Origin of the sequence: Streptomyces sp. NPDC086766, from assembly GCF_044746005.1 — a bacterium.
Classification (GTDB): domain Bacteria; phylum Actinomycetota; class Actinomycetes; order Streptomycetales; family Streptomycetaceae; genus Streptomyces.
The window spans coordinates 38,118-61,915 of record NZ_JBIVBI010000004.1 but is presented as its reverse complement, the minus strand read 5'-3'; the positions used below and the strand labels follow the sequence as shown (position 1 = coordinate 61,915).

Genomic DNA, 23,798 nt, shown 5'->3' with positions numbered 1-23,798 from the left:
GAAGGAGAGGCCCGTGAGCACGGATCCGATGGCCGACGACGCCTACCAGCCCACCGGGAGCAACGAGGAGCAGCAGGACGCCGCGCCGCTGGATCTGGAGGACGCGCTCGACGAGCGGTCCTACGACGACCTCCTCGACGAGGGCTACTCCCCGCCCGAGAAGCCGCTCGGCGTCACCAAGTACGGCACGACGGCCGCCGAGCAGCACGCGGGCGAGACGCTCGACCAGCGCCTGGCACAGGAGGTGCCCGACGCCGGGGAGCCGGAGGGCGACGGCGTGGGCGACCTGCCCGGCGGCGAGGGCGAGCCGGTCGACCCGGAGGTGGGGGAGGAGCGATCCGGCCGCCTGGTGGCCCCGGACGAGGGCGCGCACGCCGACACCGAGAAGGAGGAGATCGCCGCCGACGTGGGCATCGACGCGGGCGCGGCCGGGGCCGAGGAGGCCGCCGTCCACATCGTCCGTGACGACATGCTGCCGCTGGACGAGGACCCCCTGCCGCCGGACGCCACCCGGCCGTGAGCCGGGCGGAGCCCGGCCGCCTCAGCCGTCCAGCCGGTCGATCTGGCGGAGCCGGTTCGTGGCGTCCAGGGCGGCGACCTTGTAGGACTCGGCGAGGGTCGGATAGTTGAACACCGCGTTGACCAGGTAGTCGACGGTGCCGCCGCAGCCCATCACGGTCTGCCCGATGTGGATCAGCTCGGTCGCGCCGGTGCCGAAGCAGTGCACGCCCAGCAGGGTCCGGTCCTCTGGCGAGACCAGCAGCTTCAGCATGCCGTGCGAGTCGCCGATGATCTGCCCGCGGGCCAGTTCGCGGTAGCGGGAGATCCCCACCTCGAACGGAACGCGGTCCTCGGTGAGTTGGTCCTCCGTCCGGCCGACGAAGCTGATCTCCGGAATGGTGTAGATGCCGATCGGCTGGAGCCGGTGCATCCGTCCGACGGGCTCCCCGCAGGCGTGGTACGCCGCCGCGCGTCCCTGCTCCATCGAGGTCGCCGCCAGCGCGGGGAAGCCGATGACGTCGCCGACCGCGTAGATGTGCGGCACCTCGGTGCGGTAGTGCTCGTCCACCGCGATACGGCCGCGTGCGTCGGCGGTCAACCCGGCTTTGTGCAGCTCCAGTTCGGCGGTGAGCCCCTGCCGGCCCGCCGAGTACATCACGGTGTCGGCGGGTATCTTCTTGCCGCTCTCCAGCACGGTCAGCGTGCCGCCCGGATGGCGCTCGACCGCGGCGACGGTCTCTCCGAACCGGAACGTCACGGCGAGATCCCGCAGGTGGTAGCGGAGCGACTCCACGACCTCGGCGTCGCACATGTCGAGCATCCCCGCGCGCTTCTCGACCACCGTCACCCTGCTGCCGAGGGCGGCGAACATGGAGGCGTACTCCATGCCGATCACCCCGGCGCCGACGATGACCATCGACCGGGGGACCCCTTCGAGGGTGAGCACGTTGTCGGAGTCCATGATGGTCCGCCCGTCGAACTCCACGCTGTCCGGCCGCGCCGGGCGCGTGCCGGTGGCGACGACGATGTGCTCGGCGCTCAACCGCCGCTCGTCGCCGTTCACTTCACGCAGGGCGATGGTGTGGTCGTCGACGAAGCGGCCGGTCCCGGCGAACAGGGACACATGGTTGCGGGAGAGCTGGCTGCGGATGACGTCGACCTCGCGGCCGACCACGTGCCGGGTGCGCGCGGTCAGGTCGGCGACGGTGATGTCCTCCTTGAGCCGGTAGCTCTGCCCGTACAGGTCGCGCTGGGTGAGCCCGGTGAGGTACAGCACCGCCTCGCGCAGCGTCTTGGACGGAATGGTGCCGGTGTGGATGGAGACCCCGCCGACCATGTCGGGGCGGTCGACGACGGCGACCCGGCGGCCCAGCTTGGCCGCGGCGATGGCGGCCTTCTGGCCGCCCGGTCCGGATCCGATCACGAGCATGTCGAAGTCGGGCACCCTTGGGAGTCTGACACCTCCGGGGCACCTACGGGAAGGGACCGGAGCGGGACTCCGGCCCAGATCCGGGCCGGAGCGGGACTCCGGCCCCGACCCGCCCCCGCCCCGGCGGGCGGGGGTACCGCCCCGGTTCCTAAGGCAGCAGCTTGTCGAGGGCCGCCGGTCCTTCCGCCTCCAGCTTGCGCTTGGCCCACTCGATGTTCTTGGGAGTGATGTCCCGGCCGGTCGCCAGCACCAGGTCCTCCGGTGAGACCTCGGTGCCGGTTCGGGCGTGGAGCAGGTTGTCCGGGGTGGCACGGTCCCCGGACCGGCGGGATGCATCGGGCTGTGACGTCGACATGTCTCTCCTCCTCGGGCCCGGGTCCTGTCGGGGCCGGACTGCCGCCGTGGCGCCGTGCCGCGGGACCGGGGCTTTCTCCACCATTGCCCGCCCGGCCGCGCCCTGCATCCGGAAGCGGCACGGCGGGCCGCCGCGGTGACCCACCGCACGCGACCGGCTCCACTGCGCGGATCCCGGCCGGGCCTGAGGCAGGAGTACCTCCGCTCCGGCCCCGGAAACCCCCGGACGCCGCCGCCCCACCTAAGCTGGAAGCAGCCCGCGGGCGCCAGGCAGCCCGCGCGTTCCCGGACAGGGAGGCCGTCGCCATGGCCGAGACCCCGGGCCGTCAGGCCTCCATGGACACCCCCAGCTATGTGCCGATCGCCGAACACGGTCTGATCGGCGACCTGCGCAGCGTCGCCCTCGTCGGCAGCAACGGCACGATCGACTGGTACTGCTGCCCCTCCTTCGACGACCCCAGCGTCTTCGCCGCGATCCTGGACGCCGAGCGGGGCGGCCGCTTCGAACTCGGCGCCGCCGAGGGGGCGCGGACCAAGCAGTTCTACTTCCCCGACACCAACGTGCTGATCACCCGCTTCTTCACCGAGGACGGCGTCGGCGAGGTGCAGGACTTCATGCCGGTCGCCGGGGACCCGGCCGGCTCCGCCGAGTCCGACCGGCACCGGCTCATCCGGCGCGTGCTGTGCGTGCGCGGCACCCTGCCGTTCCGGGCCCGGGTGGCCCCCCGCTTCAACTACGGCCTCGACCCGCACACCGTCCGCATGGTCGGCGGCACCGCCCTGTTCGAGTCCGCGGACCGGGCCCTCGCCCTGACCGCCACCGTCCCCGTGGAGGTCCACGGCCCCGACGTACTGGCCGACTTCAAGCTCGCCGAGGGCGAGACCGCCGTCTTCGCCCTCGACCAGGTCGGCGGTGAGATCACACCGCGCCGGTGCGCCTGCGCCGAGGCCGAGGAGCAGTTCGCGGCCACGGTCTCCTACTGGCGGCACTGGCTGTCCGCCTCCCGCTACCGCGGCCGCTGGCGGGAGATGGTCCACCGCTCCGCCCTCACCCTGAAGCTGCTCACCTACGCGCCGACCGGCGCCATCGTCGCCGCGCCCACCACCAGCCTGCCCGAACAGATCGGCGGCGAGCGGAACTGGGACTACCGCTACGTCTGGGTCCGGGACGCCGCCTTCTGCGTCTACGCGCTGCTGCGACTCGGCTTCTCGGGCGAGGCCGAGGCGTTCATGCGCTTCCTCACCCGGCACATCAGCCCGGGCGACGGCCGGGCGGCGGGACCGCTGCAGGTCATGTACGGCATCGACGGCCGCACCGAGCTCCCCGAGCGCGAACTGGGCCATCTGGAGGGGCATCAGGGTTCCGCCCCGGTCCGGGTCGGCAACGCCGCCGCCGACCAGCTCCAGCTCGACATCTACGGCGCCCTGGTCGACTCGGTCTACCTCTACGACAAGTGGGCGCAGCCCATCTCCAGCGACCAGTGGGACGACGTGAGCGCGCTGGTGGACTGGGTCTGCGACCACTGGGACCAGCCCGACGAGGGCGTGTGGGAGACCCGCGGCGGCCGCCGCAACTTCCTGTACTCGCGCCTGATGTGCTGGGTGGCCATCGAACGCGCCATCCGGCTGGCCAACCGCCGCGGGCTCCCCGCCGACCTGTCCCGCTGGCGGCGGTGCCGCGACACCATCTACCGCCGCATCATGGACCGCGGCTGGTCCGCGGAGCGGCGCGCCTTCGTCCAGTACGAGGACGGCGACGTGCTGGACGCGGCCGTGCTGATGATGCCGCTGGCGAAGTTCATCGCCCCCACGGACCCGAAGTGGCTGTCCACCCTCGACGCGCTGACCGAGGACCTGGTCTCCGACTCCCTCGTCCACCGCTACGACACGCGGGCCGGCTCCGACGGGCTGCGCGGCGACGAGGGAACCTTCTCCATCTGCTCCTTCTGGTACGTCGAGGCCCTCGCCCGGGCCGGCCGGCTGGACGAGGCCCGGCTTGCCTTCGAGAAGATGCTCACCTACGCCAACCATCTCGGCCTCTACGCCGAGGAGATCGGCCGCACCGGTGAGCAACAGGGCAACTTCCCGCAGGCCTTCACCCACCTGTCCCTGATCAGCGCCGCCTACAACCTCGACCGCGCCCTCGGCTGAGCGTGCGGCGGGTCGGTCCGTGTCTCAGGGCAGGGGCTGCTCGGACCAGATGACCTTGCCGCTCGCGGTGTAGCGGGTCCCCCAGCGCTCGGAGAGCTGCGCGACGAGGAACAGCCCGCGCCCGCCTTCGTCCGTGGTGGCCGCGTAGCGCAGGTGCGGCGAGGTGTCGCTGGAGTCGAAGACCTCGCAGATCAGGGACCGGTCCCGCAGCACGCGGACGCGGACGGGCCCACTGCCGTAGCGGATCGCGTTGGTGACGAGCTCGCTGAGTATCAGCTCGGTGGCGAACGTGAGCTCGTCCAGGCCCCACTCCGCCAGTCGGCGCGTCACCGCCGCGCGGATCTCGCCGACGGCCGCCGGGTCCGCCCGGACGGGCCATTCGGCCACCCGCTCGGCACCCAGGGCCCGGGTGCGCGCCACTATCAGCGCGATGTCGTCGCCCGCCCGGGACGGCAGCCGGCCGTCGAGCACCGCCCGGCACGTCTCCTCCGGTGACGCGCCCGCTGTCTCCAGGGCCGCCCGCAGCTCCTCCAGCCCGGTGTCGACGTCCCGCTCCCGGTCCTCGATCAGCCCGTCCGTGTAGAGCACCAGCCGGCTGCCCTCGTCCAGCACCAGCTCCGCCGTCTCGAACGGCAGACCGCCCAGGCCCAGCGGGGGACCGGCGGGCACCTCGGGGAAGCCGACGCTGCCGTCCGGCCGGATCACGGCCGGCGGCGGATGCCCGGCCCGGGCCAGCAGGCACGTCCGGGAGACCGGATCGTAGACCGCGTACAGACAGGTCGCGCCGGTGACCGGGGCGGTCCCGCCGGCCTCGGTCTCGTCCTGGTCGATCCGTGCCACCAGCTCGTCCAGCAGCCCCAGCAGCTCGTCGGGCGGCAGGTCCAGCGCGGAGAAGTTGTGCACCGCCGTCCGCAGCCGCCCCATGGTCGCCGCGGCGTGCAGCCCGTGGCCCACCACGTCCCCCACGACGAGCGCGACCCGGGCCCCCGAGAGAGGCAGCACGTCGAACCAGTCCCCGCCCACCCCGGCCTGCGCGGGCAGGTACCGGGAGGCGAGGTCGAGGGCGCTCTGCTCGGGCAGGCTGCGCGGCAGCAGACTGCGCTGCAGGGTCACGGCCATGCCGTGCTCGCGCGTGTAGCGGCGGGCGTTGTCGATGGAGACGGCGGCGCGGGCGACGAGTTCCTCCGCGAGGGCCAGTTCCTCGGTGTCGAACGGCTCGGCCTTCTCGGAGCGCCAGAAGTCGACCACCCCCAGCACCTGGGCGCCGGCCCGGACGGGCACGGTGATCAGTGAGTGGATGCCGTACGCCACCACCCGCTCGGCCCGCTCCAGGTCCTGGGTCCGCCAGCCCGGGGCGGCCTCCAGCCGGGGCTCCAGGACCGGGCGGCCGGTGCGCAGGCTGTGCGCCTGCGGCGACGAGGCGACGAAGCGGATCTTCTCACCCCGCGGGTACAGGGGAGCGTCCTCGCGGATCCCGCCGGCGGCGGTGCGGCGCAGCGCGGAGGCCGGATCGGGGTCCTCGCCGTCCAGGACCGGTTCGTACAGGTCCACGGTGGTGTAGTCGGCGAACCGCGGCACGGAAACCTCCGCCAGCTCCTCGGCGGTCCGGACCACATCCAGCGTGGTGCCGACGCCCATCCCGGCGTCGTAGAGCAGGGTGAGGCGCTCCCGGGCCTCCTCCGCCCGCCCGGACAGGGCGCGCAGCTCGGTGGAGTCGCGCAGGGTGGCCACGGTGCCCGACGGGCCGCCCTCCAGGTCCGTGGACCGCTGGTTGATCGCCAGCAGCCGGCCGCCGACCAGGTGCACCTCGTCGGTGGCGACCCGCCCGGAGGCCAGAAGTTCGGCGGTCTCCGGGTCGAGACCGAGATCCAGGACGTGCCGCCGCTCGGCGTCCCGGGGCAGGCCGAGCAGGCGGTGCGCCTCGTCGTTGGCGAGCAGCAGGTCGCCCTCGTCGCTGACGATGATCACCCCCTCCCGGACCGAGTGCAGCACCGCGTCGTGGTGGTCGTACATCCGGGTCATCTCGCGCGGTCCGAGCCCGTGGGTCTGGCGCAGCAGCCGCCTGCTCACCAGCGCGGTGCCCGCCGTGGCCAGCGCGAGACCGGCGGCCGCGGCGCCGAGGACGACCGGCAGCTGCCGGTTCGCCACACCGCCGACGTTCGAGGTGGTGATCCCCGCCGACACCAGGCCCACCACCCTGCGGTCGGGCTCCTTGACCGGTACGACGGCCTGCACCAGCCGTCCGATGGTCCCGTCGACCTCCTCGACCACGACGCCGCCGTTCAGCGCGGGCCGGATGGTGCCGACGAACTTCTTGCCGATCCGGTCCGGCTCGGGGTGCGTGTAGCGGATCCCGTCGGTGTTCATCACGACGACGAAGTCGACTCCGGTCGCCTGGCGGGCGGCCTCGGCCCGCGGTTGCAGGACGGCCGTCGGGTCCGGCGCGGTGAGGGCCGCCCGGGTGCCCGGGGCGTTGGCGAACGCCTGCGCGACGGCGAGGGACCGGTTGCGGGCCTCCTGGGCGCTGTCGTGCCGCACCTGGAGCACCAGCGCGACCACCGCCGCCACGACCAGCAGCAGCACGACGACGACCTGGAGCACGAACACCTGGCCGGCGACGCTCCGCCCGCCGAGCGCGGCCCTCAGCCCGGTGGGCGGGGCCTTGGGCGGCCCGCCCCCCTCCGGGCGCTCCGGCGCTCGCCGAGCGGGGCCGGGCGCCGCACGGGCGCGCCGACCGCCGTGAGGAGGGGCCGACCGCGTGCCGGTGCGACCCGGGAGCCGGACCATGTGCCATGTCTACACTGCCGGGCCGCGCCGGGCGAGGGCCGGGTACAGGGTGGAAAGGGACGGGGGCACGTGCGGGAGCATGAGGGGGAGCACGTGCGGGGGCACGAGTGGGGCGGGCGCCGGCGGCGCGTCCGGGGCAGGCGCCGAGGGCGCGTCCGGGGCGCCGGGGGGCGCTCAGTTCGCCGGGCGGGGCGCGGGGCGGCGCATCGCCAGCAGGAGCGCGATGTCGTCGGGCCGGTCGGCGGTGTGCCGGGCCGTCGCGGTGAGCCGGTCGGCCACGCTCGTCAGGGACTGCCCGCCCACCCGGGCGGCCATCGCCCCGGCCTCCGCCAGCGCCACGCGCAGCGCCTCGACCCCGAGGTCGATGTCGAGGCCGAGCCGCTCGACGAGCCCGTCGGTGTACAGGGCCAGGACGGCGCCGCGCTCCATGCGGAGTTCCGTCACGGGGTAGTGGGCGAGCCGGTCCACCCCGAGGAGGACACCGCCCGCCACGTCGCAGACCTCCGTACGCCCGTCGCGATGGCGCAGCAGCGGCAGGGGGTGCCCCGCCCGGGCCACCCGGACCACCCCCGTGGCGGGATCCAGCCGCAGGTAGCAGCAGCTCGCGAACTGGCCCGGGTCGAGATCGATCAGCAGCCGGTTGGTGCCGCTCATCACCTCGTCCGGCGGGTGGTCCCCGAGCGCGAACGCCCTCACCGCGCTGCGCAGCTGGCCCATGGTGGCCGCCGCCTGGACCCCGTGGCCCTGGACGTCCCCGATGACCAGCGCCAGATCGTCCCCGGCCGCCAGGACGTCGTACCAGTCCCCGCCCACCTCCATGCCCTGCGTGCCCGGCAGATAGCATCCGGCCGTCTCCACCTCCGGGTGCTCCGGCAGGAGCCGGGGCAGCAGCGCCTGCTGGAGTCCGCGGGCCAGGGCGGACTCGGTGTCGTAGCGCTGGGCCTTCTCCATGGCGTGCGCGATCAGACCGGCGAGCGCGGTGAGGACCGTGCGCTCGTCGCCGCTGAACCGGTGCGGACGGTCGAAGCCGAGGATGCAGGAGCCCACCGGACGGCCCGAGGCGATCAGCGGCAGGAACGCCCGGGAACCCTCCGCCGCGTCCAGCGGTATGCCGGGGTAGGTGGCCGCGAGCTGCGCCATGGAGTCGAAGAAGAGGGGGCGCCCGCTGGTGAGCGTCTCCACCCCGGGCAGGTGCACGTCGAGGCCGACGCCCTCGAACGGGGCCAGGAAGCCCTTCGGGAAGCCGGTTTCCCAGGCCAGATAGAGGTGCCTTTCCTGCAGCAGGTAGATGGCGAGCCGGTTCCCGCCGAACGCGGGCAGCAGCTCCTGCATGACCACGGCCGACACCTGGCGGGCGGTGACCGCCTCGGACAGCGCGATGGCCAGCACGATCGGGCGGTACAGGTGGGCCGCCGAGTCGGCGCCGGGTGCCGGTGCGCCGGCCGCGGTGGCCGCGCGGGCTGCCGGGGCGACGGCGGTGGTCTCCGCGATGCGGGGTGGGGTGGGCACGGCGTCGAGCTCGGAGGACGTGCCCGCCACGTGGTCGGCGGGGCGGACGGTGCAGGTGAGCAGGTCCGCGCCCGGGTGCACGGACAGCGCCAGCCAGTGGCCCTCGCGGCGCTCCGGGGACGGCGACCGGCTGTCGGCGGGGGGCCGGCGGACGTGGAAGTGCACCGGGTCCGGCGCCAGCAGCGCCGCGCGCAGATGGTCCTCGCAGGTCGGCTGGTCCAGCCAGGGCACGGCCTCCCACAGCGACCGGCCGACGAGGGCGCGGCGCGAGGTACCCAGAAGTCGCGCGGCGCACGGATTGGCGTAGACGACGATGCCCAGCCGGTCCAGGCAGAAGACCCCGTCCGGCAGCAGGTCGGCCGCCGCGTCTCCCAGGGGGCCGGGCCCCGGGTCCCGTACGGTGCCGCTGACCTGCCGGACGCCGGGCGGGGCGGCCGCGGGGGAGGACCAGAGCTCGATCAGCCGCAGCGCGCCGTCGCCGGTCCGCACGGGCAGCGGCAGCGCGGGCGGGCGGCCCGCCGCCGTGTCCCGCAGCGCGGTCAGCACATGGTGGCCCTCGTCCGCGGCCACGGCGTCCGCGAGGGCGAGACCGGTGGCGGGGCACGTGGCGCCGGACGTGCCCAGCAGCGCGCCGCAGCGGTCGTCGTACGTGACGGCGTCGGTCGCCGGATCCCAGGAGAAGCGCGCGACCCGCCCTTCGAACGCGCGCGTCGCCGGGGGGCGCAGGCACAGCGGCTCGGCGTCCCAGGCGATTTCCGCCCCCCCTCGCTCGCGTGCCGCCAGCGCGGCGCCCAGGTCGCCGGCCAGTCGCCCGAGCCGGTCCGCGGCGGCCTCCACCGCGGAGGCGTCCGGGGTGGAGGGGCGCAGGACGGTGAGGACGCCGTAGGTCGTCGAGGCGCCGATGATCGGGACGTACAGGGAGCCGAACTCGAACGGCAGTCCGGCGGCGAACTGCGGGTAGCGGCGCATGGTCTCGGTGGCGTTCGGGAGGACCACCGGCACACCGAGGCGGTAGGCGTCGGTGACCGGGGAGCGCGCGTCCACGTGCAGCCGCCACCAGGGTTGGAAGAGGCGGCCCGGCAGCCCCGCGAGCGTGGCCAGCCCCAGCATGCCGGGCGTGGCGGACCGCAGGTGGACGCCGCCCGCGTGGCCGCCCGCCGCGCCGATCGCCTCCGTCGAGACGTCGGCCAGCAGCGCGGCCAGCCGTGCGGCCGACCGGTCCGCTTCCTCGGCTCTGCCCGTCATCGGTCCTACCCCTGCTCCGCCACGAGGACGACACAGCAAGAATGCGTCAGGAGGCACCCGGAGCGCACCCGGCGTCGATCCGGAGCGCGTCCCGAAACGCACCCGGAACACGTCCCGAAACGCACCCGGAACACGTCCGAAGCAAGCCCGTGTCACGTCCTGGGCGCGCGCCGAATCGCGCCCGTGTCACGTCCTGAGCGCGGCCCGACGCGCGCCCGCGTCACGTCCCTGGCACGCCCGAGGGGCCGCGCGGCGGCGGCGACGGCCCGGGCCCCCCCCGCGCTCGTCAGTTCTTCTTCGGGGCGTCGCCGCGGATGTTCTGGGCGACGTCGCGCAGCTTGATGTTGTGGTGCTGCGAGATACGGCGCAGCACGGCGAAGGCGTCGTCCTCGCTGAGCCGGTGGCGCTCCCGCAGGATGCCCATGGCCTCGCCGATGGCGTGGCGGGTCTCCAGCGCGTGCTCCAGCTGGTCCACGGTCCGGGCGCCGGCCAGCGCCACGGCGGCGTGCGAGGCGAGCAGCCAGCCGGCCGTCTCGCTGTCCGGGGTGAACACGCCGGGCCGCCGGGAGTAGAGGTCCAGCGCGCCGAAGTCCTCGTCGCGGGTGTACAGCAGGAAGCCCATCATGCTGCCGATGCCCAGGCTCCGGGCGGCGGGCGCGTACCGGGGCCAGCCCGGTGCGTCACGCAGGTCGGCGATACGGAAGGAACGTTCACCGTTGGCGGTGGAGGCCGCGTCGAAACAGGGCCCCTCGCGCAGTTCTCCCTGGAGCCGGTCGGACTCCTCGACCATGTCCCCGTGCGCGGCGAGCGTCACGGCGCGCCCCTTGCGCAGGGCCAGGACGCCCGCGGCGTCGCACCCGTCGATCAGCTCCACCGCCGCCGAGACGATCTCGTCCAGGGTCGCCTGCGCCGATTCCTGGGCGAGCAGGCGCCGGGACAGCTCGGCCATCTGCTCGGCGAACCCACGCCAGTCCATCCGCACCACCCTTTCTCCCAGCCGGGCGGGCCCACACGGGAGTGCCGTCGCCCGAAGATCGCCCGCATGCGCAGCCTACATACGGCGGGCGCGGGACCGGACATGCCGACGCCCCGGCCGCGGGAGCCGGGGCGTCGGGAGACCCGCAGGGCCTGCGGGACCGGGGGACCGTGGGATCAGGCGCCCCACGTGCCCTGGTTGACCGCGCAGTTCCAGCCGGAGCCGTGCAGGGTGAACTTCAGCTTGTAGCTGTGGGTGTTGAGCAGGTGCGTACGGACCTTGAAGCCGAGGCTCGACTTGCCCTTGAACGTCGAGGTGTAGACCGAGACGGTCTGCGACGTGCGGTGGGTGATCTTGCCGCCCTTGGGCGTCGCCGTGCCGAAGCGCAGGTTCTTCACGTTGGTGACCGTGAAGGTGACCTTCTTGAAGCTCTTGCTGGTCTTGCTCTTGATGCCGAAGTACAGGCCCCCGTTGGTCACCCAGCCGTTGTGGTCGACGTAGAACCGGGACGGGTAGACGATGTTGATCGGGCAGCCGGAGCTCTGCGGCGCGGCGGTCGCCGCGGAGGCGGCCCCGGCCAGACCGAGCTGGGCGGCGGTGACGATGCCGGCCGCGGCCAGGGCCGCGACGGTCGTGCGTGTGCGGTTCACTGCGGTGATACCTCTTCCCCCTGTGGCCCGTTGGGGCCGGAACGACATGACACGCGGCGCCCCGAGGGAACGTCGCACGTCTGTGACGTCGTATTTCTTAGCACGCGGACCGACATGGACGGACAACGGCAGGGACGTCCGGGTGACTTGGTGACAGAACCGGGACATCCCGCGGGCAACCTGCGTACTCTCACGCCCCGTTCCGTCACGCCCCTTTCTCCCACGACCCGTTCGCGTGGGGCGCGCACGCGCGGCCGGGCGGTGGGCGCGGTACGTTGCCGTCATGTACGCCACGACCGTCGCACGGCGCGTGCAGGCGCCGCCCGCCGCCGTGTACCGGGCGCTCCTCGACCCGGACGCGGTGGCCGCCTGGCGCGTCCCCGCCGGCATGACCGCCCGGGTGCACGAGTTCGACCCGCGCGAGGGCGGCGGATTCCGGGTGTCCCTCACCTACGACGATCCCGGGCACCCCGGGAAGTCGGGTGCCCGCACGGACACCTACCGGGGGCACTTCGCGCGGCTCGTCCCGGACGAACTCGTCGTCGAGGTGATCGAGTTCGAGACCGGGGACGAGGCGCTGGGCGGCGCGATGACGATGACGACGTCCCTCACCGCGGTGGACGGCGGGACGGGCGGCGGGCCAGAGGCCGGGACGGACGGCGGGTCGAAGGCCGGGACGGGCGGCTGGACGGACGTCGTGATCCGGCACGAGGGCGTCCCCGACGCCGTGCCGCGCGAGGACAACGCACGGGGCACGCGCATGGCCCTCGACAACCTGGCCCGGCTGGTGGAGGGCACCGCCTAGTGGAGGGCACCGCCTAGCGGGGACGGCTCGGGCGACGGCACGGAGGCGCGACACGACGTACGGCACCGGCGCGCGACGGCCGTAGGACACCGGACGTACGGCACCGGCGGGCGGGCCCGGCGAGCGGGACGGCGGCCGCGCCGGCGGGCGACCGGGCGCCCGCGGCCGGGACGGGCGCGGGGATCAGGAGGCGGCGCTCCGGGCCGCCGCCACCGCCTGGTCGGCGTAGCCGCGTCCGAACAGCACCGTGTGGACCAGCAGCGGGAAGAGCTGGTGCAGCCCGATCCGGCCCCGCCAGCCGTCGGCGAGCGGCGCCGCGTCCTGGTAGCCGTCCAGCACCCGGTCCAGATGGGGACAGCCGAACAGGTGGAGCATCGCCAGGTCGGTCTCCCGGTGCCCGCCGTGCGCGGCCGGGTCGATCAGCCAGGCCTCTCCGTCGGCGCCCCACAGCACATTGCCGTTCCACAGGTCGCCGTGCAGTCGCGCCGGTGGCTCGGCGGGGCCGGCCAGACCGGGCAGGCGCTCCAGCGCTCGCTCGATCACCGCGGCCTCGGCGGGACGCAGGGTGCCGTCGTCCACGGCCCGGCGCAGATAGGGCAGCACCCGGTGCTCGGCGTACCAGCCCGGCCAGTCGTCACCGGGGGCGTTGCGCAGCGGGGCCAGGCCGATGTACGCCTCCTCGGGGCCGCCGGGCGGCGGCGCCCCGAACGCCGGTGCCCCCGCGGCGTGCAGGGCGGCCAGGTCGCGGCCGAAACGGGTCGCGGCGCCCGCGCTCGGCCGGCCGGTCGGGACCAGGTCGGTCACCAGCCGGAGCCGGTCGTGTCCGTGCACGGCGGGGATCCGGACCGCGCCCGCCTCGGCGAGCCAGCGCAGTCCCGCGGCCTCGGCCCGTACGGCGCCCGGTGCGGGACCGCGTTTGACCATCACCACCCGGCCGTCGTCCAGCGTCACCTCGGTGAGCGTCGCGGACAGCCGCCGCTCACCGGTCACGGGGCGTCCGGTGAGGCGGGCGGCCGTCGGCCCCGGTCCCTCGTCGGCGGCGGCCGGGCGGGCGGTCATGCCGCGAGCCGCCCGCGCACCCAGGTGAGCAGGCCGGGCACCGCGGCCTCGATCATGGCCAGCACCTCCTCGAACCCCTCCGGGCCGCCGTAGTACGGGTCCGGCACGTCGAGGTCGCCGGTCGCGTCCGGATCGAAGGAGCGCAGCAGACGCACCCGGGACGGGTCGTCCACCAAGCGGCGCAGCGCCTTGTCGTGGCCCCGGTCCAGGGCCAGGAACAGGTCGGCGTCCAGGTGCTCGGAGCCGACCTGCGCGGCGACGTGCTCGACCCTATAGCCGTGCCGGAGCAGCGCCTCACCGGCCCGCTCGTCGATGGCCTCCCCGGCATGCCAGGGCCCGATCCCGGCGCTGGTGACCCGCACCACCTCGTCCAGGCCGGTACGGCGCAGATGCTCCGCGAACACCAGCGCGGCGGACGGGGACCGGCAGATGTTGCCGCTGCAGACGAAACAGATGTGCACGGGCCCAGGGTACGAGCCCCGCCGGGGCGCCGCGGTGGTCCGCACCCGCTCGTGCCCGCGTCCGACCCCACCCAGGGGTGGAGAAACCGGGCCCGTGAAATCCACCCGGTTCTCCGCTCAGGGGTTGATCACCGCGGCGGCCGCCGTCCCTAGCCTCGCACCATGAACACGATTCGGACGATCGCCTCGCCCCGCACCACGAGCCCCGCTGCGAACCCCGTCCCGGGCGTCCGCCCCGGACTCCGCCGATCCGGCCGCACCCGCCCCGGCCGTCTGGGCCTCCTGCTGGACCTCGGCCTGTCACCCGGCGTCTTCTACGGGGCGCAGGCACTCGGGACAGGTCTCACCGCCTCGCTCCTCGCCGCCACCGTGGCCGCGGGCGCCCGGCTCGCGTCAACCACGGCCCGTACCCGGCGGGTCGACGGCCTGAACGCGTTCATGCTCGGCACCTACGCCCTCATGCTGCTCATCGCCCTCGTCGCCCGGGACGAGCGGATTCTGCTCGCCCGCGACCCGGCCACCAGCGCTCTGGCCGGCCTGCTCTTCCTGGCCAGTTGCGCGACCCCGACCCCCGCCCTCGCCCATCTCGCCCGACGGTTCCGTCCGCGCGCCGGAACCGACTGCCGCCACGCTCATGCCGTATTACGCCGGCAGACCGCTGTCTGGGGCACAGCCCTCACCACGGAGGCGGCCGCCCGGTTCGTCCTGCTCTTCACCCTCCCGACCGAGGTGGTGCCGGGACTGTCGACGGGCCTCGAACTCGCCGTGCTGGCACCCCTCTTCCTCTGGACGATGTGGGATCGCCGTCTCCTCCGCCCGGCGGCGGCCGCGCCCACGGGGGACGCCGACGAGCCGCCGTCCGGCGCTCGGCGTCCGGTGAGACGGGGAGACGACGGTGAGACCAGTGAGGCCAGAGGTCGGTGAGACCGGTGAGGTCCATCCGGCCGAAGTGGCCCGCGTGTCCGGCGCTTCCCGGGCCGGGCCGGCGAACCCCCACGCGGGCTTGTCCGTGGGCGCGCTGCCGGTCACGCCGACGTGCGCAGGGTCCGCTTGGCGAGTTCGTAGGCGGGCAGCATCTGCTCGTGCTCCTCGGTGTCCAGGCCCCCGAGGTGCAGGACGACCGGCCCCTCGGCGGTGGTCACGGCGAGAGCGCGCTCCTTCTTCGTCTCGTCCAGCAGCCGGCTGGTGAAGACGTACTCGACCTCGACGCCGCTCACCCGGGCCGTACGGAACGGGCGGTACCGCTCCCGGCTCGTGTCGCCCTCGGCCGTCACGAAGGCCTCGAGGACCGCGCGGGCGTCCGTGTCGGCCGGCTCGCCGGCCCAGACGCGGAGGAAGCCGATGTTCCCGGCCGGCTTGGCGTCGATCTCGCACACGGCGGTCACCGGCCCCTGGCGGAGCAGCGTGTCGGCGACCTCCTCGGAGATCGAGGGGTCGTTCGGGCCGCCGTCGGCCGCGCCTCCCGCCGCGCCGGAGCCCACTGCCTCGGCCTTCCAGTCCTCGGCGACCTCGAAGGTGACCGGAAGCTCGCAGGCCGAGCCCGGCGCGCCGATGGCGCCGCCGGACGCGGCGGTGGCCTTGCCGTGCGCGCCCGGTGCCGCGGTCGCCGACGCGCGTGCCGCCGGCCCTGTGCCTTCCTCCTCCGCACCGGAGCAGCCCGTCAGGGCCCCGCCCAGCACCAGGGCGGGGAGCAAACCCCGCCACACCGTTCCCGTCCCCACCCGCACCGCGTCTCTCCCCTCGCCGCAGGCGGATCACTGTAATGGAGGCCCTTGCCCATGCCGTCGCCCGTGCCGTGCCCGTGCTGTGGCCGAGGCCACGTGCCGGAAGAGACATGGGCCATGCCGCCGCCCTCGGCGGGCGGGCTACCTTTCCAGGCAGCCCCCTTTCCCTGCGACAGTGCGATCGGTCCGGCACGTGCCCGAAGAACTCTCCCCCCTCATCGCGGCGACCGCCCAGTGGCTGACCGGCGCCTACCCGGCGTCCGGCGGAGCCCTGGCCAACGTCCTGTGCGAAATGCAGGCGCGTCAGGCGGTCACGGTCGCGGCGTGGCTGCGCTACCCGACGCCGATGGACGCCGCGCTGGTCGGCATGGCCGGTCCCGGTGGCTCGGCCCGTCTGGACTGGATCACGGGCGCGGACGGCGTCCAGGGCGGCGACCCGGACTCCTCCGCGTGGCGCTCCTGGGTGGACGAGGTCGTGGCCAGTTGGGCCGCCTGCCTGCTCACCGACCCGGAGCTGGCCGGCCGGGCGGTGGCCGCCGTGGTCGCGGGCGAGCACGCGACGGGCGCGCCGCCGGCCGAGTTCCGGCGTCTGGTCACGCCGGACGAGAACGACCGCCGGGCGGCCGCGCTGCTGCGCCACCCCGACCTCGTGGGCCCGGTGGCCGCCCTGCACCACGCCCAGCTCCGGGACCGCCTGGAGCAGGGCCCGGCCCGGGCCGCCTGACACTCCACCCGCCCGGGGACCGCGACGGCCCCGTCCGCCTCCGGCGAACGACGGACTCCGCGTACTCGCCGGTCCCGTCACACGGCCAACTCGCCCATGGCCTCCCGCGCCGCCTTCAGAGCCATGGCCCGGTCGTCCGGGACGAGGCCGATGCGGGTGCGGCGGTCGAGGAGGTCGGCCTCGTCGAGGGCGCCCTCGTGGCGTACGGCCCACACGAGTTCCGCGCGGGTGACGGGGTGACCTTCCAGGACCTGTTCGCGCAGGTCCGGGTTCTCGGCGCCGAGGGCGTGGACGGCGGGGGCCTCACTGCCGTAGCGCCGGATCAGGTGCCGGGGGGCGGGGAGCGCGGTGAGGCGGTGCGGGGGCGCGGCGCCGACCAGGGGGACGGAGGCGGTGGGGGAGGGGCCCGCCCCGAGGCGATGGGTGGCGACGGCGGAGTCGACGGCGTCCTCGGCCATCCGCCGGTAGGTGGTCAGCTTGCCGCCGACGACGGTCGTCACGCCCTCCGGCGAGGTGAGCACCGCGTGCCTGCGGGAGATGTCGGCGGTCCTGGGCGCGGCGCCGGATCCCGTCTCCGGCGTGGTGTCCAGCAGCGGACGGAGTCCGGCGAAGGCCCCGACCACGTCGTCGCGGTGGACCGGTACGTCCAGGGCGGTGCCCAGTACGTCGAGCAGGAAGCCGATGTCGGTCTCGGGGACCTCCGGGACGTCGGGGACGTCGCCGTCGACGGGTTCGTCGGTGAGTCCGACGTAGACCCGGCCGTCGCCCTGCGGCAGGACGAGGACGAAGCGGTTCGTCTCCCCGGGGACCGGGACATGCAGTCCGGCGGGCAGCGGGCCGAGGCGCTCGGAGCGCAGGACCAGGTGGGTGCCGCGGGAGGGCCGGATCCGGATGCCGTCCACCAGGCCGCCCGCCCACACCCCGCAGGCGTTGATCACGGCACGGGCGCGGATCTCGCCCTCCTCGCCGGTGAGTTCGTCGCGTATCCGGGCGCCGGAGCCGGTGAGTTCCAGGGCCCGCACCCGGGTCAGGATGCGTGCGCCGCGCGCCGCGGCGGTCCGGGCGACGGCGGTGACCAGACGGGCGTCGTCGGTGAGGCGTCCGTCCCAGGACAGCAGGCCCCCGCGGAGCCCGGTCGGCCGCAGCGCGGGAGCCAGGTGGCGGGTCTCCACGGCCGACAGCCTGCGCGGCGCCGGCAGGGTGGCGCGGGCCGTGCGTGCCGCCAGGCGCAGCCCGTCCCCGGCGCGGAATCCGGCCCAGGCCAGGGCGCCCTGACCGCGGGAGACCAGCGGCGTCAGCGGCAGGACGAACGGCTGGGCGCGGACCAGGTGCGGCGCCGTGCGCTCCATCAGCACCCCGCGCTCGACCGCGCTCTCGTGGGCGACGTCGAGCTGCGCCGAGGCGAGGTAGCGCAGCCCGCCGTGGATGAGCTTGGAGCTCCAGCGGGAGGTGCCGAAGGCCAGGTCGTGCGAGTCGACGGCGGCGACGGTCAGTCCGCGGGCCGCCGCGTCGAGGGCGACTCCGGCGCCCGTCGCGCCGAGGCCGACGACCAGGACGTCCACGGGCGGGCCGCCGACGGTGCGGGCCAGGTCCCGGGCGCGCCGGGCCGCGGTCAGGGAGGAACCGGGGGCCGGGTGCGCCGCGCCGACCGGGCTGGTGGGGGAGGTCATGGCGTGAGGGTCCTCTCCAGGATGGTCCGCAGTTCCCCGAGGAAGGCCTCGGAGGTCAGGTCGGGGTCGTCCGACTCCGTCATGGTGCGCAGCGACAGGGTGAAGGACTGGACGACCAGAAGCAGGGCGCGGGCCTGCCGCTCGGCCGGGCCCGGACGGACCGAGCCGTCGGCGTGGCCCTCGCGCAGGGCGTCGGCGAGCAGGCCGAGAAGGGCCTCCTGGCTGGCGCCGCGCCGGTCCAGCACATACGGGAGGAGCAGTTCGGGGTCCACGTCGACGATCTTGCGGAAGAGCGGATGGGCGCGGAACGCCTCCACTCCCGCCACGAGGCCGTCGACGATCAGCGTGCGGGTGTCCGTCCCCGGCCGGCGCTCCGGCATGGACCGTGTCGCCACATCGACCCACTCGCGGGTCATCAGGTCCCCGACCAGGGACCGCACGTCGGGCCAGCGCCGGTAGAGCGTCATCCGGGAGACGCCCGCGCGGCGGGCCACGTCGGTCAGTGTGGTACGGCGGACCCCGACGGCCAGGACACAGTCGCGCACGGCGTCGAGTACGGGATCGCTGTCCGAACCGTTGTGACGAATAGGCGTCATGTGTCACAGTGTAACGCGCCCCGGGCGCCGCAGGGCAAGGCACGACGCGGCACGCCGGGGCGGAGCACGGCACGACTCGACACGACCGGTGAGGAACAACCCCATGGACATGCTGTGGAGCGGCTGGGGCGACCCGGCCAAGGCCGCACCGCTGCCCGACACGGTGATCGGGCTGCTGCGCGACCTGCTCGGGGTCAAGCCCGGCGACGCCGCGCCGGCCGGCCTGGACGAGATCGCCGTACCCGAGTCGCCGCTCGGACCCGCCGCGCGCCGGGCTCTGCTCGACGCCGTCGGAGGCGAGGCGCACGTCCGTACCGACGCGGAGTCCCGGATCCGGCACACCCGCGGCAAGTCCACCCCCGACCTGCTGCGCATCCGCCGCGGCGACGTCGACGACGTCCCGGCCGCCGTGGTGCTCCCCGCGGGCCACGACGACGTGGTCGCCGTCCTGAAGGCGTGCGCCGAACACGGTCTGGCCCTTGTCCCGTTCGGCGGCGGCACCTCCGTGGTCGGCGGCCTCGCCCCCGAACGGCGGCGCCCGTACGTCGCCCTGGACCTGCGCCGGATGGACGGACTGCTCGCGCTCGACCCCGTCTCCCGCACCGCCACCCTGCAACCGGGGCTGCGCGCCCCGCAGGCCGAGGCGCTGCTGGCCGAACACGGCTTCACCCTGGGCCACTTCCCGCAGTCGTACGAGTGGGCGACCATCGGCGGGTTCGCCGCCGCCCGCTCCAGCGGACAGGCGTCCGCCGGATACGGCCGCTTCGACGAGATGGTGCTCGGCCTCACCCTCGCCACCCCCGAGGGCACGCTCGACGTCGGCCGCGCCCCCCGCTCGGCGGCCGGCCCCGACCTGCGCCAGCTCGTCCTGGGCTCCGAGGGGGCGTTCGGCGTCATCACCTCGGTGACCGTGCGCCTGCGCCCGCTGCCGCACACCCGCGTCTACGAGGGCTGGCACTTCGCCTCGTTCGAGGAGGGGGCCGCCGCCCTGCGCCGCCTCGCCCAGGACGGGCCGCGGCCGACCGTGCTGCGCCTGTCCGACGAGACCGAGACGCTGATCGGCCTCGCCCAGCCCGACGCCATCGGCTCGGCGGACACGCAGCAGACCGCCGGATGCATGGCGATCGCCGGTTACGAGGGCACCGTGGAGGACACCACCCACCGCAGGGAGCACGCCGCGGCCGTCCTGCGCGAGTGCGGCGGCCGGTACGTCGGCGAGGAGCCCGGCGAGCGCTGGGCGCACGGCCGCTACTCGGCGCCGTATCTGCGCGACTCGCTCCTCGACGCGGGCGCGTTCGCCGAGACGCTGGAGACCGCGGCCTTCTGGTCCCGGATCCCCGAGCTGTACGCCGCCGTCCGCACCGCGCTCACCGCGGCCCTCACCGAGGCCGGCACCCCGCCCCTGGTGATGTGCCACATCTCCCACGTCTACGAGAACGGCGCCTCGCTGTACTTCACCGTCGTCTCGGCCCAGGGCGACGACCCCGTGGCCCACTGGACGCCCGCCAAGCACGCCGCGAACGAGGCGATCCTCGCGGCGGGCGGCACCATCAGCCACCACCACGGCGTGGGCACCGACCACCGCGACTGGTACGTCCGGGAGGCCGGACCGCTCGGCGTCGAGGCCCTGCGGGCCGTCAAGCGACGTCTGGATCCCGAGGGCCTGCTCAGCCCCGGGGTCCTGCTGCCTCTCGACTGACACGCGCCTGTCACACTGGCGCACCATCCGACCGTTTCACGGTTCAACCGCTCGAGCGGATCGCTCAGGCACTCGACCGCTCGAACGCCCGGCCACTCCGTCGCTTCATTGCTTCATCGACAAAGCGTCACACCCCCCAGCCCGCCGTCCCCGGCTCCCGCCACCGACCCGCACCGCCCCGGAGGCCCACCGATGCGACAGTTCACCGCCATCGTCAATCCCACCGCGGGCGGATCCAGTGGAGCCGCGGCGCTGTTGCGGGTGGGGCGGCTGCTCCGGGAGGCGGGGGCGGAGCTGGAGACCGAGTACAGCCGCAGCCTCGCCCACGCGCAGGAGCTCGCCCGGGAGGCCGGAGCGCGGGAACGCGTCGTCCTCGCCGTGGGCGGCGACGGCATCGCCGGCGGCATCGGCGGGGCGCTCAGCGGCACCGGCGCGCTCCTCGGCCTGGTCCCGGCCGGCCGCGGCAACGACTTCGCCCGCGCCCTCGAACTCCCCGCCGACCCGGCCGCGCTGGCCCGGATCCTGCTCGACGGGTCCCCGCGTATGGTCGACACCATCGAGGTGGAGTCGGCGGTCCACCCGCGCACCGTCGTGCTCGGCAGCGTCTACGCGGGCGTCGACGCGCTCGCCAACCTGCACGCGAACCGGGCCCGGCTGCTGCGCGGCGCCGCCTCCTACTACGCGGGCGGGCTGCGGGCCGTCGCGAGCTGGCGGGCGGCGGACTACCGCGTCACCGTCGACGGGGTGGAGCACGACCACCGCGGGTACACCGCGGTGATCGCCAACTCCCCCTACTACGGCTCCGGCCGCATGATCGCCCCGGGCGCGCGGGTCGACGACGGCGTGCTCGACGTGGTCCTCATCCGCGAGGCGCCGCGCCTTCTGTTCTTCGCCCTGATGAACGAACTCAAGACGGGCGCGCACGTCGAGCGGCCGGAGGTGCGGATCCTGCGCGGCAAGGAGATCAGCGTCACGGCCGACCGCGCGGTGCCCTACGGGGCGGACGGCGAGGTCGACGCCGCCCTGCCCGTGACGGCCCGGGTGCTCCCCGGCGCGCTCGCCGTCCTGTGCTGAGCGGGAGCCGCTAGCGCCCGGCCCAGGAGCAGCCCCAGGCCGACATGCCCTGGATACGGGCCAGCCGTCTGGCGACGTGGATCTGGTCGCGGCGCGTGGCCAGGTCGGCCCGGCGGGCGAACCGCAGGCCGCCGGCCGCCACCCAGCTGGACTGGCGGAACTGCAGCCCGCCGAAGTACCCGTTGCCGGTGTTGGCCCTCCAGTTGCCCCCGGACTCGCACGCCGCGATGGCGTCCCAGTCGGCACGGAGGGCGGCGGCGGAGGGGCGGGCGGTCGCGGCCGGACCGGTGGCCAGGGCCGCGGCGGTGGTCAGGGAGAGCAGCGCCGCGCGCAGTCCGCGACCCGGTGCAAGCAGGCGCGCGGTCCCGTCGATGTTCTGCTGACTGATCATGTGCAGACTGTTACATCAGATAAACAGAAAGTATCTGATCGACGCGCCGTCAGTACCCCACGCCCCAGGGGGACCTGGCGTTTCGGATGCGGCAAGCCCGGCCGGAAGAAGTCCGGATGGAGGAAGTGGCGCGGCGTGGGCGGGCGAAACGCCGTCGCGGTCCTTCCCGGTGCCGGACGAACCGGCGAACATGCCGCGTCATGGACATCCTGCTCGTCGCCAGCGCGTTCAACAGCCTGTCCCAGCGCCTGTACGCCGAACTGTCGGACCACGGCCACCGGGTGGACGTCGTGCTCGCCTCGCACGGCGCGGACGCCGTGCGTGCCGCCGTCCGCGAGACGCGCCCGGAGCTCGTCGTCGCGCCGATGCTGAGGACGGCGCTGCCCGAGGACGTGTGGCGGCAGCACACCTGCCTCATCGTGCACCCGGGACCGCCGGGCGACCGCGGCCCGTCCTCGCTGGACTGGGCGATCGCCGAGGAGGCGCCGCGCTGGGGTGTGACGGTCCTGCAGGCCGAGGCGGGCCTGGACGCGGGCGACATCTGGGCGGCGCTGCCCTTCGACATGGCCCCGGCCGGGAAGAGCGACCTGTACCGCAACGAGGTGTCCGACGCCGCCGTCGGCGCCGTACTGCTGGCCGTACGGAGGTACGCCGAGGGCTCCTTCAAGCCGCAGCCGCAGAGCGATCCCGCGATCCACGTGGTGTGGCGCGACGCGCTGCGCCAGGAGCGGCGGCGCATCGACTGGGACGACGACACCACCGCCACCGTGCTGCGCAAGCTCCGCGGGGCCGACTCCCGGCCCGGGGTCCTCGACGAACTCCTCGGCCCCGAGGTGTTCCTGCACGGCGGCCACCCCGAGGACCGGCTGCGCGGACGGCCCGGCGAAGTGCTCGCCACCCGGGCGGGAGCGGTGTGCCGGGCCACGCGCGACGGCGCCGTGTGGATCCCCGAACTCCGGCCCCGCAAGGACTCCGGCGACCCCGCGCCCTTCAAGCGCCCGGCGGTCTCCGTCCTCGGCCCGCTCTCCGTCCCGGAGGCGCCCGTCCCGTTCGAACTGCCCCCCGGGCGGCGCACCTGGACCGATGTCCGCTACCGGCAGTGCGGAGACGCCGGCTTCGTCACCTTCACCTTCCCCGGCGGGGCGATGAGCACGGACCAGTGCCGGCGGCTGCTCGCCGCCTACCGCCACGCCCTCGCCCGCCCCACCAGGGTGCTGGTGCTCGGCGGCACCCGCGACTTCTTCTCCAACGGCATCCACCTGAACGTCATCGAGGCCGCCGCCGACCCGGCCGCGGAGTCGTGGGCCAACCTGAACGCGATGAACGACCTGGTCGAGGCCGTGCTGCGGACCACCGACCGGCTGGTGGTCGCGGCGCTCGGCGGCAACGCGGCCGCGGGCGGCGTCATGCTCGCCCTCGCCGCCGACGAGGTGTGGTGCCGCACGGGCACCGTCCTGAACCCGCACTACCGCAGAATGGGCCTGTACGGCTCGGAGTTCTGGACCTACAGCCTGCCCCGCCGGGCCGGCGCCGGGACGGCCGCCCGGCTGACGGCCGAGGCCCTGCCGGTGAGTGCCGCGGCCGCGGCCCGGCTGGGACTGGTGGACCGTCAGGTGCCCGCCCCGGCGGCCGGGTTCGCCGCCGAGATCGACCGCATGGCCTCCCGGCTCGCCCGGTCCCCGGACCTGGACCGGCGGATCGCGGCCAAGGCGGCGGCACGCGACCGCGACGAGGCGCACCGCCCGCTCGCGGAGTACCGCCGCGCCGAACTCGCCCGTATGCGCGAGATCTTCTTCGACCCGGACGCCCCTTATCACGCGCTGCGCTCGGCCTTCGTCCGCAGGGCGCCGGGCGGCTCGGCCCGTCCGCTGTCCCCGGCCGGCGCCGCGCCCACCGGCATCCCGCCCACCGGCATCCCGCCCACCGGCATCCCGCCCACCGGCATCCCGCCCACCGGCATCCCGCCCACCGGCATCCCGCCCACCGGCATCCC

At 74.7% G+C, this 23,798-nt stretch carries 20 protein-coding genes; 8 read left to right on the top strand and 12 right to left on the bottom strand.

Translation table 11 applies throughout. The features are described from left to right. Positions 1-13: 13 nt before the first annotated feature. Positions 14-520 (top strand): DUF5709 domain-containing protein, encoded by a 507-nt coding sequence (locus tag ACIPM1_RS08740; protein ID WP_402430877.1) that lies wholly within the window; start codon positions 14-16, stop codon positions 518-520. 21 nt (positions 521-541) lie between these two features. Here the strand turns inward: ACIPM1_RS08740 and sthA are convergent, their stop codons facing one another. Together sthA and ACIPM1_RS08730 are read right to left on the bottom strand one after the other, a co-directional pair. Further along, positions 542-1,945, bottom strand: a complete 1,404-nt coding sequence (sthA, locus tag ACIPM1_RS08735; protein ID WP_402430874.1) for a Si-specific NAD(P)(+) transhydrogenase — start codon at positions 1,943-1,945, stop codon at positions 542-544. A 133-nt stretch (positions 1,946-2,078) separates the two neighbouring features. Then, a complete protein-coding gene (locus tag ACIPM1_RS08730; protein WP_356190919.1) occupies positions 2,079-2,285 on the bottom strand; it encodes a hypothetical protein in 207 nt (68 codons plus the stop codon). A gap of 305 nt (positions 2,286-2,590) precedes the next feature. Here ACIPM1_RS08730 and ACIPM1_RS08725 point away from each other — a divergent pair, with 305 nt between their 5' ends. Further along, the gene (locus ACIPM1_RS08725; protein ID WP_402430871.1) at positions 2,591-4,435 is read left to right on the top strand and encodes a glycoside hydrolase family 15 protein; all 1,845 of its coding nucleotides are present in this window, start codon (positions 2,591-2,593) and stop codon (positions 4,433-4,435) included. Positions 4,436-4,459: 24 nt separating this feature from the next. Here the strand turns inward: ACIPM1_RS08725 and ACIPM1_RS08720 are convergent, their stop codons facing one another. The 4 genes from ACIPM1_RS08720 to ACIPM1_RS08705 all read right to left on the bottom strand — a co-directional run bounded on the left by ACIPM1_RS08720 (position 4,460) and on the right by ACIPM1_RS08705 (position 11,602). Next, the gene (locus ACIPM1_RS08720; RefSeq protein ID WP_402430868.1) at positions 4,460-7,222 is read right to left on the bottom strand and encodes a SpoIIE family protein phosphatase; all 2,763 of its coding nucleotides are present in this window, start codon (positions 7,220-7,222) and stop codon (positions 4,460-4,462) included. 174 nt (positions 7,223-7,396) lie between these two features. Then, positions 7,397-9,976: a SpoIIE family protein phosphatase gene (locus ACIPM1_RS08715; protein ID WP_402430865.1), complete on the bottom strand. Its 2,580-nt coding sequence runs from the start codon at positions 9,974-9,976 to the stop codon at positions 7,397-7,399. A gap of 286 nt (positions 9,977-10,262) precedes the next feature. Next, positions 10,263-10,952, bottom strand: coding sequence for a GAF and ANTAR domain-containing protein (locus ACIPM1_RS08710; RefSeq protein WP_402430862.1), 690 nt, complete (start codon positions 10,950-10,952; stop codon positions 10,263-10,265). A 176-nt stretch (positions 10,953-11,128) separates the two neighbouring features. Further along, positions 11,129-11,602 (bottom strand): hypothetical protein, encoded by a 474-nt coding sequence (locus ACIPM1_RS08705; protein ID WP_402430859.1) that lies wholly within the window; start codon positions 11,600-11,602, stop codon positions 11,129-11,131. A gap of 283 nt (positions 11,603-11,885) precedes the next feature. Between ACIPM1_RS08705 and ACIPM1_RS08700 the strand changes: the two genes are divergently transcribed. Beyond that, entirely contained in the window at positions 11,886-12,407 is a 522-nt protein-coding gene (locus ACIPM1_RS08700) for an SRPBCC domain-containing protein (RefSeq protein ID WP_402430856.1), read from the top strand. 183 nt (positions 12,408-12,590) lie between these two features. Here ACIPM1_RS08700 and ACIPM1_RS08695 read toward each other — a convergent pair whose 3' ends face one another. Next, complete coding sequence (locus ACIPM1_RS08695) at positions 12,591-13,466, bottom strand: fructosamine kinase family protein (RefSeq protein WP_402430853.1); 876 nt, start codon at positions 13,464-13,466, stop codon at positions 12,591-12,593. Beyond that, entirely contained in the window at positions 13,463-13,927 is a 465-nt protein-coding gene (locus ACIPM1_RS08690; protein ID WP_402430850.1) for a low molecular weight protein-tyrosine-phosphatase, read from the bottom strand. Before ACIPM1_RS08690 ends, ACIPM1_RS08695 begins: the two co-directional genes overlap by 4 nt. A gap of 162 nt (positions 13,928-14,089) precedes the next feature. Here ACIPM1_RS08690 and ACIPM1_RS08685 point away from each other — a divergent pair, with 162 nt between their 5' ends. Next, positions 14,090-14,851 (top strand): VC0807 family protein, encoded by a 762-nt coding sequence (locus tag ACIPM1_RS08685; RefSeq protein ID WP_402430847.1) that lies wholly within the window; start codon positions 14,090-14,092, stop codon positions 14,849-14,851. Positions 14,852-14,952: 101 nt separating this feature from the next. Here ACIPM1_RS08685 and ACIPM1_RS08680 read toward each other — a convergent pair whose 3' ends face one another. Then, complete coding sequence (locus ACIPM1_RS08680) at positions 14,953-15,654, bottom strand: lipoprotein (RefSeq protein WP_402430845.1); 702 nt, start codon at positions 15,652-15,654, stop codon at positions 14,953-14,955. Positions 15,655-15,844: 190 nt separating this feature from the next. On the opposite strand from ACIPM1_RS08680, the gene ACIPM1_RS08675 reads away from it, so the two are divergent. Beyond that, the gene (locus ACIPM1_RS08675; protein WP_402430842.1) at positions 15,845-16,375 is read left to right on the top strand and encodes a hypothetical protein; all 531 of its coding nucleotides are present in this window, start codon (positions 15,845-15,847) and stop codon (positions 16,373-16,375) included. A 77-nt stretch (positions 16,376-16,452) separates the two neighbouring features. Here the strand turns inward: ACIPM1_RS08675 and ACIPM1_RS08670 are convergent, their stop codons facing one another. Both ACIPM1_RS08670 and ACIPM1_RS08665 read right to left on the bottom strand, forming a co-directional pair. Next, a complete protein-coding gene (locus ACIPM1_RS08670; RefSeq protein WP_402430839.1) occupies positions 16,453-18,045 on the bottom strand; it encodes a glycerol-3-phosphate dehydrogenase/oxidase in 1,593 nt (530 codons plus the stop codon). Then, entirely contained in the window at positions 18,042-18,641 is a 600-nt protein-coding gene (locus tag ACIPM1_RS08665) for a TetR/AcrR family transcriptional regulator (protein ID WP_356190891.1), read from the bottom strand. Before ACIPM1_RS08665 ends, ACIPM1_RS08670 begins: the two co-directional genes overlap by 4 nt. Positions 18,642-18,744: 103 nt before the next feature. On the opposite strand from ACIPM1_RS08665, the gene ACIPM1_RS08660 reads away from it, so the two are divergent. Together ACIPM1_RS08660 and ACIPM1_RS08655 are read left to right on the top strand one after the other, a co-directional pair. Continuing rightward, a complete protein-coding gene (locus ACIPM1_RS08660; protein ID WP_402430836.1) occupies positions 18,745-20,340 on the top strand; it encodes an FAD-binding oxidoreductase in 1,596 nt (531 codons plus the stop codon). Between the two features lie 192 nt (positions 20,341-20,532). Continuing rightward, positions 20,533-21,414, top strand: a complete 882-nt coding sequence (locus ACIPM1_RS08655) for a YegS/Rv2252/BmrU family lipid kinase (protein ID WP_402430833.1) — start codon at positions 20,533-20,535, stop codon at positions 21,412-21,414. 10 nt (positions 21,415-21,424) lie between these two features. Here ACIPM1_RS08655 and ACIPM1_RS08650 read toward each other — a convergent pair whose 3' ends face one another. Continuing rightward, positions 21,425-21,805 (bottom strand): transglycosylase family protein, encoded by a 381-nt coding sequence (locus ACIPM1_RS08650; protein ID WP_402430830.1) that lies wholly within the window; start codon positions 21,803-21,805, stop codon positions 21,425-21,427. A 200-nt stretch (positions 21,806-22,005) separates the two neighbouring features. Here ACIPM1_RS08650 and ACIPM1_RS08645 point away from each other — a divergent pair. After that, on the top strand, positions 22,006-23,798 hold a 1,793-nt coding region (locus ACIPM1_RS08645; RefSeq protein WP_402430827.1), incomplete at its 3' end, for a hydrogenase maturation protein.

Bases quoted from the DNA above. Each gene is read 5' to 3' on its own strand.
- ACIPM1_RS08730 (WP_356190919.1), bottom strand. From the start codon at position 2,285: ATGTCGACGTCACAGCCCGATGCATCCCGCCGGTCCGGGGACCGTGCC.
- ACIPM1_RS08725 (WP_402430871.1), top strand. From the start codon at position 2,591: ATGGCCGAGACCCCGGGCCGTCAGGCCTCCATGGACACCCCCAGCTAT.
- ACIPM1_RS08720 (WP_402430868.1), bottom strand. From the start codon at position 7,222: ATGGTCCGGCTCCCGGGTCGCACCGGCACGCGGTCGGCCCCTCCTCAC.
- ACIPM1_RS08715 (WP_402430865.1), bottom strand. From the start codon at position 9,976: ATGACGGGCAGAGCCGAGGAAGCGGACCGGTCGGCCGCACGGCTGGCC.
- ACIPM1_RS08710 (WP_402430862.1), bottom strand. From the start codon at position 10,952: ATGGACTGGCGTGGGTTCGCCGAGCAGATGGCCGAGCTGTCCCGGCGC.
- ACIPM1_RS08700 (WP_402430856.1), top strand. From the start codon at position 11,886: ATGTACGCCACGACCGTCGCACGGCGCGTGCAGGCGCCGCCCGCCGCC.
- ACIPM1_RS08695 (WP_402430853.1), bottom strand. From the start codon at position 13,466: ATGACCGCCCGCCCGGCCGCCGCCGACGAGGGACCGGGGCCGACGGCC.
- ACIPM1_RS08685 (WP_402430847.1), top strand. From the start codon at position 14,090: ATGAACACGATTCGGACGATCGCCTCGCCCCGCACCACGAGCCCCGCT.
- ACIPM1_RS08670 (WP_402430839.1), bottom strand. From the start codon at position 18,045: ATGACCTCCCCCACCAGCCCGGTCGGCGCGGCGCACCCGGCCCCCGGT.
- ACIPM1_RS08665 (WP_356190891.1), bottom strand. From the start codon at position 18,641: ATGACGCCTATTCGTCACAACGGTTCGGACAGCGATCCCGTACTCGAC.
- ACIPM1_RS08660 (WP_402430836.1), top strand. From the start codon at position 18,745: ATGGACATGCTGTGGAGCGGCTGGGGCGACCCGGCCAAGGCCGCACCG.
- ACIPM1_RS08655 (WP_402430833.1), top strand. From the start codon at position 20,533: ATGCGACAGTTCACCGCCATCGTCAATCCCACCGCGGGCGGATCCAGT.
- ACIPM1_RS08650 (WP_402430830.1), bottom strand. From the start codon at position 21,805: ATGATCAGTCAGCAGAACATCGACGGGACCGCGCGCCTGCTTGCACCG.